The organism is Burkholderia sp. AU38729 (assembly GCF_020419725.1).
Taxonomy (GTDB): domain Bacteria; phylum Pseudomonadota; class Gammaproteobacteria; order Burkholderiales; family Burkholderiaceae; genus Burkholderia.
Genome location: NZ_JAIZQO010000001.1, coordinates 1022030 through 1037828 on the forward strand (window position 1 = coordinate 1022030; position 15799 = coordinate 1037828).

At 69.8% G+C, this 15799-nt stretch carries 14 protein-coding genes; all 14 read left to right on the forward strand.

Translation table 11 applies throughout. The annotated features are described in order from the left end of the window. Nucleotides 1–3 precede the first annotated feature (3 nt). Nucleotides 4–936, forward strand: coding sequence for an enoyl-CoA hydratase (locus LGM56_RS04480; protein WP_089462538.1), 933 nt, complete (start codon nt 4–6; stop codon nt 934–936). Next, nucleotides 933–2021, forward strand: a complete 1089-nt coding sequence (locus LGM56_RS04485; protein WP_226203067.1) for an NAD(P)H-dependent flavin oxidoreductase — start codon at nt 933–935, stop codon at nt 2019–2021. Before LGM56_RS04480 ends, LGM56_RS04485 begins: the two co-directional genes overlap by 4 nt. Before the next feature lie 25 nt (nt 2022–2046). Beyond that, on the forward strand, nt 2047–2856 hold the full coding sequence (locus LGM56_RS04490) for an enoyl-CoA hydratase family protein (RefSeq protein ID WP_226203069.1): 810 nt from the start codon (nt 2047–2049) through the stop codon (nt 2854–2856). Next, a complete protein-coding gene (locus tag LGM56_RS04495) occupies nt 2853–4022 on the forward strand; it encodes an acyl-CoA dehydrogenase family protein (RefSeq protein WP_089496833.1) in 1170 nt (389 codons plus the stop codon). The genes LGM56_RS04490 and LGM56_RS04495 overlap by 4 nt, the downstream gene beginning before the upstream one ends. Nucleotides 4023–4057: 35 nt before the next feature. Next, complete coding sequence (locus tag LGM56_RS04500; RefSeq protein WP_226203071.1) at nt 4058–5125, forward strand: acyl-CoA dehydrogenase family protein; 1068 nt, start codon at nt 4058–4060, stop codon at nt 5123–5125. After that, nucleotides 5125–6276: an acetyl-CoA C-acetyltransferase gene (locus tag LGM56_RS04505; RefSeq protein ID WP_226203073.1), complete on the forward strand. Its 1152-nt coding sequence runs from the start codon at nt 5125–5127 to the stop codon at nt 6274–6276. Before LGM56_RS04500 ends, LGM56_RS04505 begins: the two co-directional genes overlap by 1 nt. Before the next feature lie 33 nt (nt 6277–6309). Continuing rightward, on the forward strand, nt 6310–7188 hold the full coding sequence (locus LGM56_RS04510; RefSeq protein ID WP_226203075.1) for an SDR family oxidoreductase: 879 nt from the start codon (nt 6310–6312) through the stop codon (nt 7186–7188). A gap of 3 nt (nt 7189–7191) precedes the next feature. Further along, complete coding sequence (locus LGM56_RS04515; protein ID WP_226203077.1) at nt 7192–8430, forward strand: acyl-CoA dehydrogenase family protein; 1239 nt, start codon at nt 7192–7194, stop codon at nt 8428–8430. Beyond that, entirely contained in the window at nt 8427–9629 is a 1203-nt protein-coding gene (locus LGM56_RS04520) for an acyl-CoA dehydrogenase family protein (RefSeq protein WP_226203079.1), read from the forward strand. Before LGM56_RS04515 ends, LGM56_RS04520 begins: the two co-directional genes overlap by 4 nt. Continuing rightward, nucleotides 9626–10426: an SDR family oxidoreductase gene (locus tag LGM56_RS04525; RefSeq protein ID WP_089447760.1), complete on the forward strand. Its 801-nt coding sequence runs from the start codon at nt 9626–9628 to the stop codon at nt 10424–10426. The genes LGM56_RS04520 and LGM56_RS04525 overlap by 4 nt, the downstream gene beginning before the upstream one ends. After that, on the forward strand, nt 10426–10911 hold the full coding sequence (locus LGM56_RS04530) for a MaoC family dehydratase (protein ID WP_226203251.1): 486 nt from the start codon (nt 10426–10428) through the stop codon (nt 10909–10911). Before LGM56_RS04525 ends, LGM56_RS04530 begins: the two co-directional genes overlap by 1 nt. Nucleotides 10912–10922: 11 nt before the next feature. Beyond that, nucleotides 10923–12128 carry an acetyl-CoA C-acyltransferase gene (locus tag LGM56_RS04535; RefSeq protein ID WP_226203081.1) on the forward strand — a complete coding sequence of 402 codons (1206 nt, stop codon included), beginning with the start codon at nt 10923–10925 and terminating at the stop codon, nt 12126–12128. A gap of 150 nt (nt 12129–12278) precedes the next feature. Continuing rightward, nucleotides 12279–13250 carry a WD40/YVTN/BNR-like repeat-containing protein gene (locus tag LGM56_RS04540; protein ID WP_226203083.1) on the forward strand — a complete coding sequence of 324 codons (972 nt, stop codon included), beginning with the start codon at nt 12279–12281 and terminating at the stop codon, nt 13248–13250. A 55-nt stretch (nt 13251–13305) separates the two neighbouring features. Beyond that, entirely contained in the window at nt 13306–15768 is a 2463-nt protein-coding gene (locus LGM56_RS04545) for an efflux RND transporter permease subunit (protein ID WP_226203085.1), read from the forward strand. The last annotated feature ends 31 nt before the right edge of the window (nt 15769–15799 follow it).

The following is a 15799-nucleotide window of genomic DNA, read 5'->3' on the forward strand; positions in this document are numbered from 1 at the left end:
GACATGGAAGCGACCCAGGTGACCTTCGGCGACGGTGTCGTTGACTACGCGGTGGAGGACGGCATCGCGACGATCACGATGAACCGCCCCGAGTATCACAACGCGCAGAACTCGAAGATGACGTATGCGCTCGACGCGGCGTTCCGGCGCGCGGCGCACGACGACGCGGTGAAGGCGATCGTGCTCGCGGGCGCCGGCAAGCATTTCTCGGCGGGCCACGACATCGGTACGCCGGGCCGCGACATCCACGAATCGTTCGACCGCGCGTCGCTGTGGTACGACCACGTCGACAAGGAAGGCGGCGAATTCCTCTATGCGCGCGAGCAGGAGGTGTACCTCGGGATGTGCCGGCGCTGGCGCGACCTGCCGAAGCCGACGATCGCGATGGTGCAGGGCGCATGCATCGCGGGCGGGCTGATGCTCGCGTGGGTGTGCGACCTGATCGTCGCGTCCGAGGATGCGTTCTTCGCCGATCCGGTCGTGCGGATGGGGATTCCGGGCGTCGAGTATTTCGCGCATGCGTACGAGCTGAACCCGCGCATAGCGAAGGAGTTCCTGTTCCTCGGCGAGCGGATGCCGGCCGAGCGCGCGTACCAGATGGGGATGGTCAACCGCGTGGTGCCGCGCGAGCGGCTGCGCGACGCGACCTACGCGATCGCCGCGAAGATCGCGACGATGCCGCGCCTCGGGCTCACGCTGACCAAGCAGGCGCTGAACCACGTCGAGGAACTGCAGGGCAAGCGCGCGGCGATGGATGCGGCGTTCGCGTGGCATCACTTTGCGCATGCGCACAACGAACTGGTGAGCGGCGACCGCCTCGGCGGCTACGACGCGCGCAGCATGGCCAGCTCGCAGCGCCAGCCGAACGGCGCGGACCGCGGCGACACACAGGCTCAGGCGCAGGCACCGGTTGCCGTCAACGGAGCCGCCGCATGAGCACGACGCTGCATACGCCTTTGTGCGACCTGCTCGGCTGCCGCTACCCGATCGTGCAGACCGCGATGGGCTGGGTGGCCGATGCCCGGCTCGTCGCGGCCACCGGCAACGCGGGCGGCTTCGGCTTCCTGGCCGGCGCGACGCTCGAACCCGAGCAGGTTGAGGCCGAGATCCTGAAGGTGAAGTCGCTGACGGACCAGCCGTTCGGCATCAACTTCCACATGTTCCAGAAGAACGCGCAGCAGGTCGTCGAGCTGGCGATCAAGCACCGCTTGCGCGCGGTGAGCTACGGCCGGGGGCCCGATGCGAAGACGATCCGCCGCTTCAAGGAGGCCGGCATCGTCTGCATGCCGACCGTCGGCGCGCCGAAGCATGCGGCGAAGGCGGTCGAACTCGGTGCGGACATCGTGACGGTGCAGGGCGCGGAAGGCGGCGGCCACACCGGCTCGGTGCCCACCACGCTGCTGTTGCCGAAGGTGCTCGACGCGGTGCGCGTGCCGGTGGTCGCGGCCGGCGGGTTCTTCGACGGGCGCGGGCTGGCTGCCGCGCTCGCGTACGGCGCGGCCGGCATCGCGATGGGCACGCGCTTCCTGATGAGCGCCGAATCGCCGGTGCCGCGCGAGACGCTCGAACGCTACGTCGCGGTCGGCGACCCGGCGCGCATCCGCGTATCGGACGCGCTCGACGGGCTGCCGCAACGGATGATCGACAACCCGTATCTGCTGAAGCTCGAACGCTTCGGCCCGTTGCGACGCACGTGGTTCGCATTGAAGACCGCCGAAGCGTGGCGGCGCCAGAACGGGTTGAGCACGGGCGACATGCTCGGCCTCGCGATCAAGGCGCTGCGTTCGCACGACTACACGGCCAGCCAGACGCTGATGGCGGCGAACGCGCCGTTCCTGATCCAGCGCGCGATCGTCGAGGGCCGCCCGGATGAAGGCGTGCTGCCGAGCGGTCAGGCGGCCGCGATGATCGGCGCGATCGAATCGTGCGACGCGCTGATCGCGCGGATCGTCGCGGAAGCCGGCGAGCGGCTCGATGCATTGGCCGCGCTGCGCGGCGTGCCGGCCGCACAGGCCGCGTGAACACAATCACAGGGAGGCAGAGGAGATGACAGCATCCAACCAACCGGCCGGCGCGATGCCGTTCCGGATCGATCGCGCCGGCGGCATCGCCGAACTGGTGATCGCCCATCCGCCCGTGAACGCGCTCGACGCACAGGGCTGGCACGCGCTCTCTCGCGCGCTCGACGCGCTCGGCGAGGACGACGACGTGCGCGTGATCGTCGTGCGCGGCGAAGGGCGCGGTTTCTGCGCGGGCGTCGACATCAAGGAGCTGGCCGCGCATCCGGAACGGATCGTGGCGGTCAACGCGGGCAACTACGAGACGTTCCGCGCGGTGCACCGCAACCCGAAGCCGGTGATCGCGGCCGTGCACGGCTTCGTGCTCGGCGGCGGGATCGGCATCTGCGGCGCGGCGGACATCGTCGTCGCGGCCGACTGCGCGCGCTTCGGCGTGCCAGAGATCGACCGTGGCGCGATGGGCGGCGGCGCGCATTTGCAGCGTCTGTTCGGCGTGCAGAAGGTGCGCGCGATGTATTTCACCGGCGACATGATCGACGCGGCCGAAGCGTACCGGCTCGGCGCGGTCGAGCAGGTCGTGACGCGCGACACGCTGCGCGACGCGGCGCTCGCGATCGCCCGCAAGATCGAGGCGAAGAGCCCGGCGATGGTGCGGCTCGCGAAGGAGGCGCTGAACGGCGTCGAGGACGGCGATCTCGAGGACAAGTACCGCTGGGAGCAGGGCTTCACGCTGCAGGCGTACATGACGAACGACTCGACGGAAGCGCGGGCCGCGTTCGTCGAGAAGCGCGACGCGCGTTTCGATGCGCAGGCAACCGCCGAGGAGGCACGCGCATGAACCTGACCTATACGCCGCAGCAACAGGCGTTTCGCGCGGAGATCCGCGCATGGCTCGCGGCGCACGTGCCGCGCGAGCGCTTGCCGAGCTTCGACACCGAGGCAGGCTTCGCCGCGCACCGCGAATGGGAGCGCACGCTGCATTCCGGCCGCTGGAGCATGGTCACGTGGCCGCGCGAGCTCGGCGGGCGCGGCTGCGACCTGATCGAGTGGCTGATCTTCGAAGAAGAGTACTGGCGTGCCGACGCGCCGATGCGCGTGAACCAGAACGGCATCTTCCTGCTCGGCCCGACGCTGATGGATTTCGGCACGGCGGAGCAGAAGGCGCGCTTCCTGCCCGCGATGGCGGCCGGCGAACACGTGTGGGCGCAGGGCTGGTCGGAGCCGAACGCGGGCTCGGACATGGCCGCGATCCGAACGACGGCCGCCCGCATCGGCGACGAATACGTGCTGAACGGCCAGAAGATCTGGTCGACGCGCGCGGTGTGGGCCGACTGGTTGTTCGGCCTGTTCCGCAGCGATCCCGAATCGTCGCGCCACCACGGGCTCACGTTCCTGATGGTGCCGCTGTCCGCGCCGGGCATCACGGTGCGGCCGATCCGCCAACTGAACGGGCAGACCGGCTTCGCGGAAATCTTCTTCGACGACGTACGTGTGCCAGTCGAGAACCGGCTCGCGGCCGAAGGCGCGGGCTGGCAGGTCGCGATGGCGACGGCCGGGTTCGAGCGCGGGCTGATGCTGCGTTCGCCGGCACGCTTCCAGCGCACCGCGCAGGCGCTGCGCGACCTGTATCTCGCACACCGCGACAGCGCCGACCGCGATCCGACGCTGCGCGAACGCGTGGTGCAGGCATGGATGGATGCGCAGGCGTATGCGCTGTCGACCTACGCGACCGCGAGCCGGCTGCTGAAGGGCGGCCATATCGGCGCGGAGTCGAGTACCAACAAGGTGTTCTGGTCGGAACTCGACCTGCGCATGCACCAGACCGCGCTCGATATCCTCGGCGCGCACGGCGAGGTCGTCCCGCAGACGGCCGCGCAGCACGCGACGCTCGGCCACTGGCTCGACGGCTTCCTGTTCGCGCAGGCCGGCACGATCTACGCGGGCACCAACGAGATCCAGCGCAACATCGTCGCCGAACGGATGCTCGGCATGCCGCGCGCGTAAGCGCGCCGGCGCCACTCTTACAGAACGGACATCGTATGGATTTCGTATTCGATGAAGACCAGGAAGCGCTCGCGGACAGCGTGAAGCGCCTGCTGATGACCGAGATGACGCCCGAGCTGATCCGCGAGCTGTGGGCCACGCCGACCGGGCGCTCGGACGACCTATGGGCGCTGTTCGCGTCGCAGGGGCTGACCGCCGTGTCGGTGCCCGACGCGCACGGCGGCCTCGGCCTGACCGAAGCGGAATGGGCGCTGCTCGCGCAGGCCTACGGCTATTTCGGCAGCCCCGAGCCGCTGCTCGACACGGCGCTCGTGTCGGCCGGCGTGCTCGCGCGGCTGCCGGCGAGCGACTGGCGCGATGCGCTGCTGCGCGACATCGCCGAAGGGCGTGCGCGCGTCGCGCTCGTGCATCCGGTGAATCCGTATGCGGCCGACGTGCACGTCGCGCAGACGCTGCTGTGCGAGCACCGCGGCGAGCTGCACCGCGTCGACCCCGCGCAGTGCGCGTGGCGTGCGGTCGACAGCGTCGACCCGTCGCGGCGGCTGTTCACGCTCGACTGGGAGCCGTCGGCGGCCACCCGCATCGCGAGCGCCGACGAAGCCGCGCCGCTGCTGAACCGCGCGCTCGACCACGGCGCGTTCGCGGTCGCCGCGCAACTGCTCGGCCTCACGCAGCGCGTGCTCGACGTCGCGATCGACTACAGCGCGCAGCGCAAGCAGTTCGGCAAGGCGATCGGCTCGTACCAGGCGCTCAAGCACCTGCTCGCCGATGTCGCGATCCGCTACGAGTTCGCACGGCCGGTGGTGGCGCGCGCCGCACAGGCGATCGCCGACGACCACCCGCAACGTGCGGTGTTCGTGTCGCACGCGAAGCTCGCGGCGACGTCGGCCGCGCAGCTCGCCGCACGCCACTCGATGCAGGTGCACGGCGCGATCGGCTACACGTGGGAGCTCGACCTGCAGATCTTCATGAAACGCATCTGGGCGCTGTCCGGCAGTTGGGGCGACAGCGCGTTCCACAAGGCCCGCGTGGCCGACGCGATCCTCGGCGACGCGTTGCCGATCGGCCCCGCGCAGACCTTCGACCTCGAGGAATTGAACTGATGAGACAAGCCTATATCGTCGACGCGCTGCGCACGCCGACCGGCCGCCGCAAGGGCGGGCTCGCGCACGTGCATGCGGCGGACCTCGGCGGCTTCGTGCTGAAGACGCTGGTCGAGCGCAACGCGATTCCCGCCGATGAATACGACGACGTGGTGTTCGGCTGCGTCGACACGATCGGCCCGCTCGCGGGCAACATCGCGCGCACCTGCTGGCTCGCAGCGGGGCTGCCGCTGCAGGTGCCGGGCGTGACGGTCGATCGCCAGTGCGGCTCGTCGCAGCAGGCGGTGCACTTCGCCGCGCAGGCGGTGATGAGCGGCGTGCAGGATGTGGTGGTGGCCGGCGGCGTGCAGACCATGACGCAGATCCCGATCTCGTCCGCGATGACCTGCGCGGCGCCGCTCGGCTTCAACGACCCGTTCTCGGGCAGCACCGGCTGGCGCGCGCGCTTCGGCGACGCGCCGGTGTCGCAGTTCGTCGCAGCGCAGCGGATCGCCGATCACTGGAACCTGTCGCGCGACGCGATGGAGCGCTATGCGCTCGAAAGCCACCGCCGCGCGGTGGCGGCGATCGAGGCCGGGCATTTCAAGCGGGAAATCGTGCCGCTCGAAGGCGTGCTGCACGACGAAACGCCACGCCCCGACACGTCGCTGGAGAAGATGGCGACGCTCGAACCACTGACGCCGGGCGGCTCGCTGACGGCCGCCGTTGCGAGCCAGACCTGCGACGCGGCCGCCGCGCTGCTGATCGTGTCGGAGGAGGCGTTGAAGCGCTACGGTCTCACGCCGCGCGCACGCATCCATCACCTGAGCGTGCTCGGCGACGATCCGCTGTGGATGCTCACCGCGCCGATTCCCGCGACGAAGGCTGCGCTGAAGAAGAGCGGCCTCGACTGGTCCCGGATCGACGTCGTCGAGATGAACGAGGCGTTCGCATCGGTCGCGCAGGCCTGGCTCGCCGACACGCGTTTCCCGCACGAAAAGACCAACCCGAACGGCGGCGGCATCGCGCTCGGCCATCCGCTCGGCGCGACCGGCGCACGGCTGATGACGACGCTGCTGCACGAGCTGGAGCGCACGGGCGGCCGTTACGGGCTGCAGACGATGTGCGAAGGCGGCGGCCTCGCGAACGTCACGATCATCGAGCGCCTGTGAGCGCGTCACCTTCACGATCCACGAGGCACCAGCATGGGAATCTGTAACGGACGCACCGTCATCATCACCGGCGCGGGCGGCGGGCTCGGGCGCGAATACGCGCTGGCGTTCGCGGCCGAAGGCGCGGCGGTCGTCGTCAACGACATCCGGCACGACGCCGCGCAAGCGGTCGTCGACGAGATCGCACAGCGCGGCGGTCGCGCGCTTGCCAATGCGGACGACATCACGCGGGTCGACACCGCACAGCGGATCGTCGACGCGTCACGCGAAGCATTCGGCGACGTGCACGTGCTCGTCAACAACGCGGGCATCTGCCGCGACAAGATGTTCACGAGCATGACCGAAACCGACTGGGACGACGTGATGCGCGTGCACCTGCGCGGCCACTTCTGCCTGTCGAGCGTGCTGGCGCGTGTGTGGCGCGATGCGGCGAAGGCCGGCAACCCGGTCGACGCGCGGATCGTCAACACGAGTTCGGGCGCCGGGTTGCAAGGCTCGATCGGCCAGTCGAATTACGGCGCGGCCAAGGCTGGGATCGCCGCGCTCACGCTGATGCAGGCGGTCGAGCTGCAGCGCTACGGCGTGCGCGCGAACGCGCTGGCGCCGGCCGCGCGCACGTCGATGACCGAAGGCGTCTTCGCCGACATGATGAAGAAGCCCGAGGACGGCGGCTTCGACTATTTCGATCCGGCCAACGTCGCACCGCTGGTCGTATGGCTCGGCAGCGCGCTGTCGGCCGACGTGACGGGCCAGGTGTTCGAGGTCGCGGGCGGGATGATCGCGGTCGCGGAAGGCTGGCGTACCGGCCCGAGCGTCGATCGCGGCGCGCGCTGGGAAGCGGCCGAGGTTGGCCCGGCGGTGGCGCAGCTGCTCGCCGCTGCGCGCCCCGCGCAGCGCGTGTACGGGAGCTGAGAAATGGATCTGGCGCTCACCGACGAACAGGCGATGATCCGAGACGCGGCGGCCGACGTGCTCGCCGAACGCAGCGCGTCCGCCGACGTGCGTCGCGCGCTCGGGCAGTCGGCCGGCCGCGACGATGCGTTGTGGGCCGCGCTGTCCGGCGAACTTGGCTGGAATGCGCTCGCATTGCCCGAGGCAGCCGGCGGGCTGGGGCTTGGTGCGGTCGAGCAGACGGTGCTGATGGAGCAGCTCGGCCGGCGCGTGGCGTGCGTGCCGTATTTTTCGACGGCGTGCCTCGCGGCGACCGCGCTCGCGGGCTGTGCCGAGACGCCGCTGGCGAAAGACTGGCTTGCCAGGATCGCAGAAGGCGCGTGCAGCGCGACGCTGGCGCTGCCGTTCGACCTGCCGACCGTTTCGCGGTCGTTGCCGGTCGTCGCGGAAGAAACGGCGGGCGGCTACGCGCTGTCCGGCACGCTCGAACAGGTGCTCGACGGCGCGCGCGCCGACCTGCTGCTGGTGCCCGCGCGGATCGCGAACGAAGGGCAGTCGATCGGCCTGTTCGCAATCGACGTCGCTACGGCATCCGGGCTCAAAGTCACGCCGCTCGACACGCTCGACGCAACACGGCCGATTGCGCGCGTGGCGCTCGATGAAGCCTGCGTGAGCCGAGCAGCGCTGCTTGCTGGCGGCACAGCGGTTGCACAGGTGCTGGAGCGCACCGCGTGGTTCGCGGCGCTCGCGCTCGCCGCCGAACAGCTCGGCGGCGCCCAGCAATGCCTCGACCTGACGCTCGACTACACGAGCCAGCGCGTGCAATTCGGCCGTGCGATTGCGTCGTTCCAGGCGGTCAAGCACCGCTGCGCACAGATGATGGTGCTGATCGAATCGGCGCGCTCGGCCGTGCTCGGGGCTGCACATGCGTGGGATGCCGAAGCCGGTAACACGCAGCCGAGCGACGCATTGCGCGCCGACATCGCCGCTGCGAAATCCGCCGCCAACGACGCTTATGCGTTCTGCGCACAGGAGGCGATCCAGTTGCACGGCGGCGTCGGCTTTACGTGGGAATACGACCCGCATCTCTATTTCAAGCGCGCACAGGCGTCGGGAGCGCAGTTCGGCAGCACGCCGCAACTGCTCGAATGGATCGCGTCCCATGCGATCGACGGCGGCGCATCGCATCGCGACGCCGCATTCGCACCCGCCGGTGCGATGGCATCGCGTCCATCGGCCGCACGCGCAGGAGCCCTGCAATGAACAGCGAAACGCGCGAACAGCAATTGCGGCACGAAGTGGCCGACTGGGTGCAATCGCACCTGACCGGTGACTTCGCATGCCTGAAATACCGCGGCGGCCCCGGCGACGAGGAAGCGTGGCCCGAGCTGCGCAAGGCGTGGGAACAGGAACTGGCGAAGGGCGGCTGGACCGGGCTCGGCTGGCCGACGGATGCCGGCGGGCGCGGCTTCTCGGTTGCCGAACAGGTGATTTTCCACGAGGAATACGCGCGTGCCGGCGGCCCCGGGCGGATGGGGCACATCGGCGAAGGGCTGCTCGGGCCGACGCTCGTTGCATGCGGTACCGACGACCAGCGCGCGCGCTTCCTGCCCGGCATCCTCGCTGGCACACAGTTCTGGTGCCAGGGCTATTCGGAGCCTGGCGCGGGTTCCGACCTGGCCAACGTACGCACGCGTGCCGAACAGGATGCGGACGGCACGTGGCGAGTCTATGGCCAGAAAGTCTGGACGTCGCTCGCACACGATTCCGACTGGATCTTCGTGCTGGCGCGCACCGACCCCGCATCGAAGGGCAACAAAGGGCTGTCGTTCCTGCTGATGCCGCTCGACCAGCCGGGCATCGAGATCCGGCCGATCAAGCAGCTCAACGGCGGCGCGGAATTCAACGAAGTGTTCTTCGACGGCGCGCGCGCTCAAGCCCGCGACCTCGTCGGCGCACCCGGCGACGGCTGGCGGATCGCGATGACGCTGCTCGGCTTCGAGCGCGGGATGTCGACGCTCGGCCAGCAGATGCAGTTCGTCCGCGAACTCGAATGGGTGATCGACGCCGCGCGCGAATCGGGCGCGGACCGCGACCCGGTGCTGCGCCAGCGGATCGGCCGCGCGTGGGCCGGGCTGCGCGTGATGCGCTACAACGCGCTGCGGATGCTGTCCGGCGCGGACGACACCGATGCCGGCGCCGGCGCGCCGCTGCGCCGCGAGGCGCTGATCTACAAGTATTTCTGGTCGAACTGGCACCGCGACCTCGGCCAGCTCGCGATGGATGCCCTCGGCCCGCGCGCGAACCTGATCGATCCGGCCGACGAAAAGCTCACCCATCTGCAGCGCGTGTTCCTGTTCTCCCGTGCGGACACGATCTACGCCGGCACCAACGAAATCCAGCTCAACATCATGGCCGAGCGCGGGCTCGGCATGCCCAGGGAAGCCAGAGGAACAGCATGACCGAACCCCAGATCCAGAAAGCGCCGGCCTACGTGCCGGGCCACCAGTTGCTCGCCGGCAAATCGGTGCTGATCACGGCGGCCGCCGGCGCCGGCATTGGCTTCGCGGCCGCGCGCCGCTGCGCGGAAGAAGGCTGCCGCGCGCTGTTCATCTCCGACATCCACGAAAAGCGCCTCGAACAGGCGGTCGAGACATTGCGCGCCGAAACGGGGCTGCAACAGGTCTACGGCCGCCTGTGCAACGTCGCGGTGGAGGCCGACGTGCAGGCGCTGGTTGCCGAAGCGCAGGACAAGCTCGACGGCGTCGACGTGCTGATCAACAACGCCGGGCTCGGCGGCTCGACCCGCATCGTCGATATGGACGATGCCGAATGGTCACGCGTGATCGACATTAGCCTGACCGGGACGTTCCGGATGACGCGCGCGATGCTGCCGCACATGCAGGCCCGAGGCCGCGGCGCGATCGTCAACAACGCATCGGTGCTCGGCTGGCGTGCGCAAGCGGAACAGGCGCACTACGCGGCGGCGAAAGCGGGCGTGATGGCGCTCACGCGTTGCGCGGCGCTCGAGGCGTCGCCGTACGGCGTGCGCATCAACGCGGTCGCGCCGAGCATCGCGATGCACGATTTTCTGAAGAAGTCGGCCCCGGCCGATCTGCTGAATCAACTGGCGTCGCGCGAAGCCTTCGGGCGCGCCGCCGAAGTCTGGGAGGTCGCGAACGTGATGGTGTTTCTTGCAAGCGATTACGCGTCGTACATGACCGGCGAAGTGCTGTCGGTCAGCAGCCAGCACGCATGATGAGCACGACCCTCGACCCCGTGCGCGCGACGCCCCGCGTGTTCGCGCATCCCGGCGAACTCGCGGCGGCCGTCGGCGACACGCTCGGTGCGAGCGCATGGCTCGCGATCGACCAGCTCCGCATCGACGGTTTCGCCGACGCGACGGGCGACCACCAGTGGGTGCACGTCGACCCGGTGCGTGCGAAGGACGGCCCGTTCGGCGCGTGCATCGCGCACGGGTACCTGACTTTGTCGCTCGTCAATTGCTTCCTGCCGCAGATCGTGCGGATCGACGGCGCGCGGCTCGGCGTCAACTACGGCTGCGACAGGATCCGTTTCCCGGCGCCGGTGAAGGTCGGCGCGCGCGTGCGCGGCGTCGGCGAGCTGCTGCGCGTCGAGCCGCTCGACGGCGGCGTGCAGGCCTGGATTCGCGTGACCGTCGAGACCGAAGGCGAAGCCAAGCCCGGTTGCGTGGCCGACACGATCAGCCGCTATTACTTCTAGAGAGCAGACACATGGAAGACGCAGTCATCGTTTCCGTCGCACGCACGCCGATCGGCAAGGCGTTTCGCGGCATGTTCAACGACACCGAGGCGCCCGCATTGGGCGGCCACGTCGTGCGCGCCGCGCTCGAACGCGCGGGTGTCGCGCCGACCGACGTCGACGACGTGCTGATCGGCTGCGCCGCGCAGCAGGGCACGCAGGGCTACAACATCGGCCGCCTGTCGGCCGCGGCGGCCGGGTTGCCGGCGTCGGTGCCAGGCATGGCGATCGACCGCATGTGCTCGTCGGGGCTGATGTCGATCGCGAGCGCCGCGCGCGGCATCGGCGCGGGCGATGCGCGGATCGTCGTCGCGGGCGGCGTCGAGTCGATCTCGCTCACGCAGAACCAGCACAAGAACGCGTATCGCGCGCGTTCGCAGGCCGTGCTCGACCACCAGCCGGCTGCGTACATGGCGATGATGGAAACGGCCGAGATCGTGTCGCGCCGCTACGGGATCTCGCGCGCCGCACAGGATGAATTCGCACTGCAGAGCCACCAGCGCACGGCTGAAGCCCAGGCGGCCGGCCGCTTCGACGCGGAAATCGCGCCGCTCGACGTGCGGCGCGCGCTGTTCGACAAGGAAGGCAACCCGGCCGGTTACGAGGACGTGAACGCCGCGCGCGACGAAGGCGTGCGTGCCGATACGACGGCCGAGCGGCTCGCGGGGCTGAAGCCGTCATGGAGCGGCGGCAAGGTCGTCGAGCAGGGCGCGTTCGTGACGGCCGGCAATGCGTCGCAGCTGTCGGACGGTGCGGCGGCCGTGGTCGTGATGTCGCGCAGCGAGGCGGTACACCGTGGCCTGACGCCGCTCGGCGCGTTCCGCGGCCTCGCGGTGGCCGGCTGCGAGCCGGACGAGATGGGCATCGGCCCGGTGTTCGCGATTCCGAAGCTGCTGGCGCGCTTCGGGATGACCGTCGGCGACATCGGGCTGTGGGAGCTGAACGAGGCATTCGCGTGCCAGGCGCTGTACTGCCGCGACACGCTCGGCATTCCCGACGACCGGCTGAACGTCGATGGCGGCGCGATTGCGCTCGGCCATCCGTTCGGGATGTCGGGTACGCGGATGACGATGCACGCGCTGCTCGAAGGCGCACGGCGCGGTGTGCGGCACGCGGTGGTGACGATGTGCATCGGCGGCGGGATGGGCGCCGCCGCGCTGTTCGAAGTCGGCGCGTAGCGGCGCGCGGACGGGCCGCGCCGCACGAGCGGCCCGCCATTCAGGACCATTCGAGGCCGCGGCAACGACCGACGGCCCGGAGACATGCAGGCGACGGCGGTGGGCGCGGTGGCGCGAACCGTCGTCGAACGCAGACACAGGAGACAAGCGATGAAACGAACTTTGCCCGGACTCGCGATGTCGGCGCTGGTGCTCGGCGCCGCGTTGTTCGCGTTTTCGCCGCGCCCGCTGCCGGCGTTCCCGGTCACCGCGATCCATGCGGACCGGCTGCAGATCAACGGGCTCGCCCGGGCCGGCGCGCGCATCGTCGCGGTCGGCGAACGCGGCGTGATCCTGCTGAGCGATGATGCGGGTGCGCACTGGCGGCCGGCCTCGACCACACCCGACCAGGCCTCGACGCTCACGCAGGTGCGCTTCATCACGCCGACGCTCGGCATCGCGGTCGGCCACGACGGCCGGATCGTACGCAGCGACGACGCCGGCCTGCACTGGCGCGACGTGCACATGGACCACGCGCATTCCGATCCGCTGCTGTCCGTGTGGGGTACGGCCGACGGCCCGCTGTTCGCGGCCGGCAGCTTCGGCCAGCTGTTGCGCTCGGACGACGCAGGCGTCACCTGGCAGACCGTGAAGACACCGGCCGGCGACCGTCACCTGAACGCGATCGTCGGCGACGGCCACGGCAACCTGCTGGTCGCGGGCGAGAGCGGCACGCTGCTGCGCTCGACCGACAACGGCGCGACGTGGGACAAGCTGCCGTCGCCGTACGCCGGCTCGCTGTTCGGCGCGCTGATGCTCGCGAACGGCGACTGGGTTGCATACGGGATGCGCGGCAACGTGGTGCGCAGCACCGATCGCGGCGCGACCTGGACGCACGTCGACAGCCACGTGCCAGTGTCGTACTTCGGCGCGACCCAGCTCGCCGACGGCGAACTCGTGCTGGTGGGCCAGGGCGGCGCGATCGTCGCGTCGCGCGACGGCGGGCTGACCTTCGACGTGCGCAAGCTCGGCGGCGTGCAGAGCCTCGCGGCCGTGCTCGACATGGGCCACGGCGCGCTGCTGCTCGGCGGCGAGGCCGGCGTCGCGCCGCTCGCCGGCGCGGCTGCGTCAACCCCGTCCTGACGCGCGGCGGTCCCGCTGCCTGCTCCCGTTCGTTTCGCATCGACAAGAGAATTCCATGAACGACCTGTCACGCCCCCCTGAAGCCGTTCCTGCGTCGCGCCTCGCCGCGTTCGTCGAGCGCTGCGCCGACACGATCATCCGCCGGCGCAAGCTGCTGATGCTGCTGTGCGTCGCGGTGACGCTCGCGCTCGGGCTGTCCGCGACGCGCCTGAAGCTCGATCCGGGCTTCAACAAGATGATCCCGATGCAGCACCCGTACATGCAGGTGTTCGAGCGCTATGCGGGGGCGTTCCCCGGTGCGAACACGATCCTCGTGAGCCTGCGCTGGAAGGGCGAAGGCGACATCTACAACTGGACGTTCATGGACGCGCTGCGCCACGCGACCGACGATGTCTTCTTCATCCCGGGCGTGAACCGCTCGCGCGTGTTCTCGCTGTTCACGCCGAACGTCCACTACACCGAGGTGACCGAGGCGGGCTTTCGCGGCGACGTGGTCGTGCCGGGCCAGTTCTCGAGCGCGAACCCGGACGATCTCGCGAAGGTGCGCCGCAACGTCGCGCGTTCCGGGCAGATCGGCCGCCTCGTCGGCAACGACCTGAAGTCGGCGCTGATCCGCGCGGAACTGCGCGAGACCGATCCGGCCACCGGCAAGCGGCTCGACTACAGCGCGGTCGCGCGCCAGTTGGAGGAGATCCGCGCGAAGTACGCGAAGCAGGGCATCGACGTGAACATCATCGGCTTCGCGAAGCTGGTGGGCGACGTCGAGAACGGCATCGCGGGCGTGATGGCGTTCTTCGCGCTCGCGTTCCTCGTGACGGCCGCGCTGCTGTTCGCCTATACGCGCTCGTTGAAGACCACCGTGCTGGCGCTCGTCGTCGCGCTGCTGCCGGTTGTGTGGCTGCTCGGCGCGCTGCCGCTGCTCGGCCTCGGCATCGACCCGATGTCGATCCTCGTGCCGTTCCTGATCTTCTCGATCGGCGTGTCGCACGCGGTGCAGATGACCAACGCGTGGAAGCAGGCGCTGGTGCGCGGCGCGTCGTCGGCCGATGCCGCGCGCGATGCGTTCCGCAAGCTGTTCGTGCCGGGCACGGTTGCGCTGCTGACCAACGCGCTCGGCTTCATGGTAATCATGCGGATCCGGATCGACATCGTGCGCGAACTCGGCATCACCGCGTGCCTCGGCGTGCTGCTGATGATCGTGACGAACAAGGTGTTCCTGCCGATCCTGCTGTCGTACACGCGCCTCGAGCGCGGCACGCTGGCGCGTGCGCAGCGCACCGCGGCGGCTGGCGGCAGCCGGATGTGGTCGCGCTTCGCGGTGTTCGCCCGGCCGGCGCCGGCGCTCGGCGTGTTCGCGGTGGCGCTCGCGCTGCTCGCCTACGGCACGCTCGAATCGCGCAAGCTGGAGATCGGCGACATCGGCACCGGCGCGCCGGAGCTGCGCGCGAACTCGCGCTACAACCTCGACAACGCGGCGATCACGCACCAGTACAACATCGGCGTGGACGTGCTGTCGGTGATCGTCGAGACGACCGGCTTCGACGACGCGTGCCTGCATTACCCGGTGATGAGCGCGATCGAGAAGTTCGAGATGAACATGCGCGGCGTGGCCGGCGTGCAGTCGGTGACGAGCGTGTCGTCGCAGGGCAAGGTGTTCATCGCCGCGTTCAACGAGGGCAATCCGCGCTGGGCCGCGCTGCCGCGTTCCAGCGACGGGCTCACGCAGGGTTCCAACGCGTTCGACCCCGACAACGGGATGAACACCGCGAACTGCAAGGCGATCCAGGTGCTGATCTACACGAAGAACCACGAAGGCACGACCCTCGCGCACGTCGTCGACGAGATCAAGCGCTTCGCGGCCGAGAATCCGACGCCGAACGTCGCGTTCCGGCTCGCGGGCGGCAACGTCGGCGTGATGGCCGCGACCAACGAGGCCGTCGGCGACGCGGAGATCGCGATGCTGCTGTCGATCTTCGGCGCGATCGCGCTGCTCTGCGCGGTCACGTTCCGCTCGTGGCGCGCGGTGCTGTGCATCATCGTGCCGCTCACGCTCGTGTCGATCCTGTGCAATGCGGTGATGGCGCGCCTCGGCATCGGGCTGAAGGTCGCGACGCTGCCGGTGATCACGCTCGGCGTGGGCGTGGGGGTCGACTACGGGATCTACCTGTACGAGCGCCTGCAGCACGACCTCCGCCACGGCGCGACGCTGCCGGACGCGTTCGCCGACGCGATGCGCCAGCGCGGCACGGCGGCGCTGTTCACGGCCGTCACGATGTTCATCGGCGTCGGCACGTGGGCGTTCTCCGCGCTGAAGTTCCAGGTCGACATGGGCGTGCTGCTCGCGTTCATGTTCCTCGTGAACCTGTTCGGCGCGGTGTTCCTGCTGCCCGCGCTCGCCGCTTGGCTCGGCGTCGACCGGGCCGAGCGCCGCGTGGCGCACCGGCAGCAGCCGTCGCCGGCGGCCCCGGCATCGCTGAAGCCGTCGCCCGCGCTCGAACCCGGCAATCCGATGCGCTGACCGGCGCCCCTATTTCCCCCGCGCGCGGCGG

Coding starts and splice junctions, on each gene's coding strand:
- LGM56_RS04485 (WP_226203067.1), top strand. CDS start 933: ATGAGCACGACGCTGCATACGCCTTTGTGCGACCTGCTCGGCTGCCGC.
- LGM56_RS04535 (WP_226203081.1), top strand. CDS start 10,923: ATGGAAGACGCAGTCATCGTTTCCGTCGCACGCACGCCGATCGGCAAG.
- LGM56_RS04530 (WP_226203251.1), top strand. CDS start 10,426: ATGAGCACGACCCTCGACCCCGTGCGCGCGACGCCCCGCGTGTTCGCG.
- LGM56_RS04500 (WP_226203071.1), top strand. CDS start 4,058: ATGGATTTCGTATTCGATGAAGACCAGGAAGCGCTCGCGGACAGCGTG.
- LGM56_RS04505 (WP_226203073.1), top strand. CDS start 5,125: ATGAGACAAGCCTATATCGTCGACGCGCTGCGCACGCCGACCGGCCGC.
- LGM56_RS04515 (WP_226203077.1), top strand. CDS start 7,192: ATGGATCTGGCGCTCACCGACGAACAGGCGATGATCCGAGACGCGGCG.
- LGM56_RS04495 (WP_089496833.1), top strand. CDS start 2,853: ATGAACCTGACCTATACGCCGCAGCAACAGGCGTTTCGCGCGGAGATC.
- LGM56_RS04480 (WP_089462538.1), top strand. CDS start 4: ATGGAAGCGACCCAGGTGACCTTCGGCGACGGTGTCGTTGACTACGCG.
- LGM56_RS04520 (WP_226203079.1), top strand. CDS start 8,427: ATGAACAGCGAAACGCGCGAACAGCAATTGCGGCACGAAGTGGCCGAC.
- LGM56_RS04510 (WP_226203075.1), top strand. CDS start 6,310: ATGGGAATCTGTAACGGACGCACCGTCATCATCACCGGCGCGGGCGGC.
- LGM56_RS04525 (WP_089447760.1), top strand. CDS start 9,626: ATGACCGAACCCCAGATCCAGAAAGCGCCGGCCTACGTGCCGGGCCAC.
- LGM56_RS04545 (WP_226203085.1), top strand. CDS start 13,306: ATGAACGACCTGTCACGCCCCCCTGAAGCCGTTCCTGCGTCGCGCCTC.
- LGM56_RS04490 (WP_226203069.1), top strand. CDS start 2,047: ATGACAGCATCCAACCAACCGGCCGGCGCGATGCCGTTCCGGATCGAT.
- LGM56_RS04540 (WP_226203083.1), top strand. CDS start 12,279: ATGAAACGAACTTTGCCCGGACTCGCGATGTCGGCGCTGGTGCTCGGC.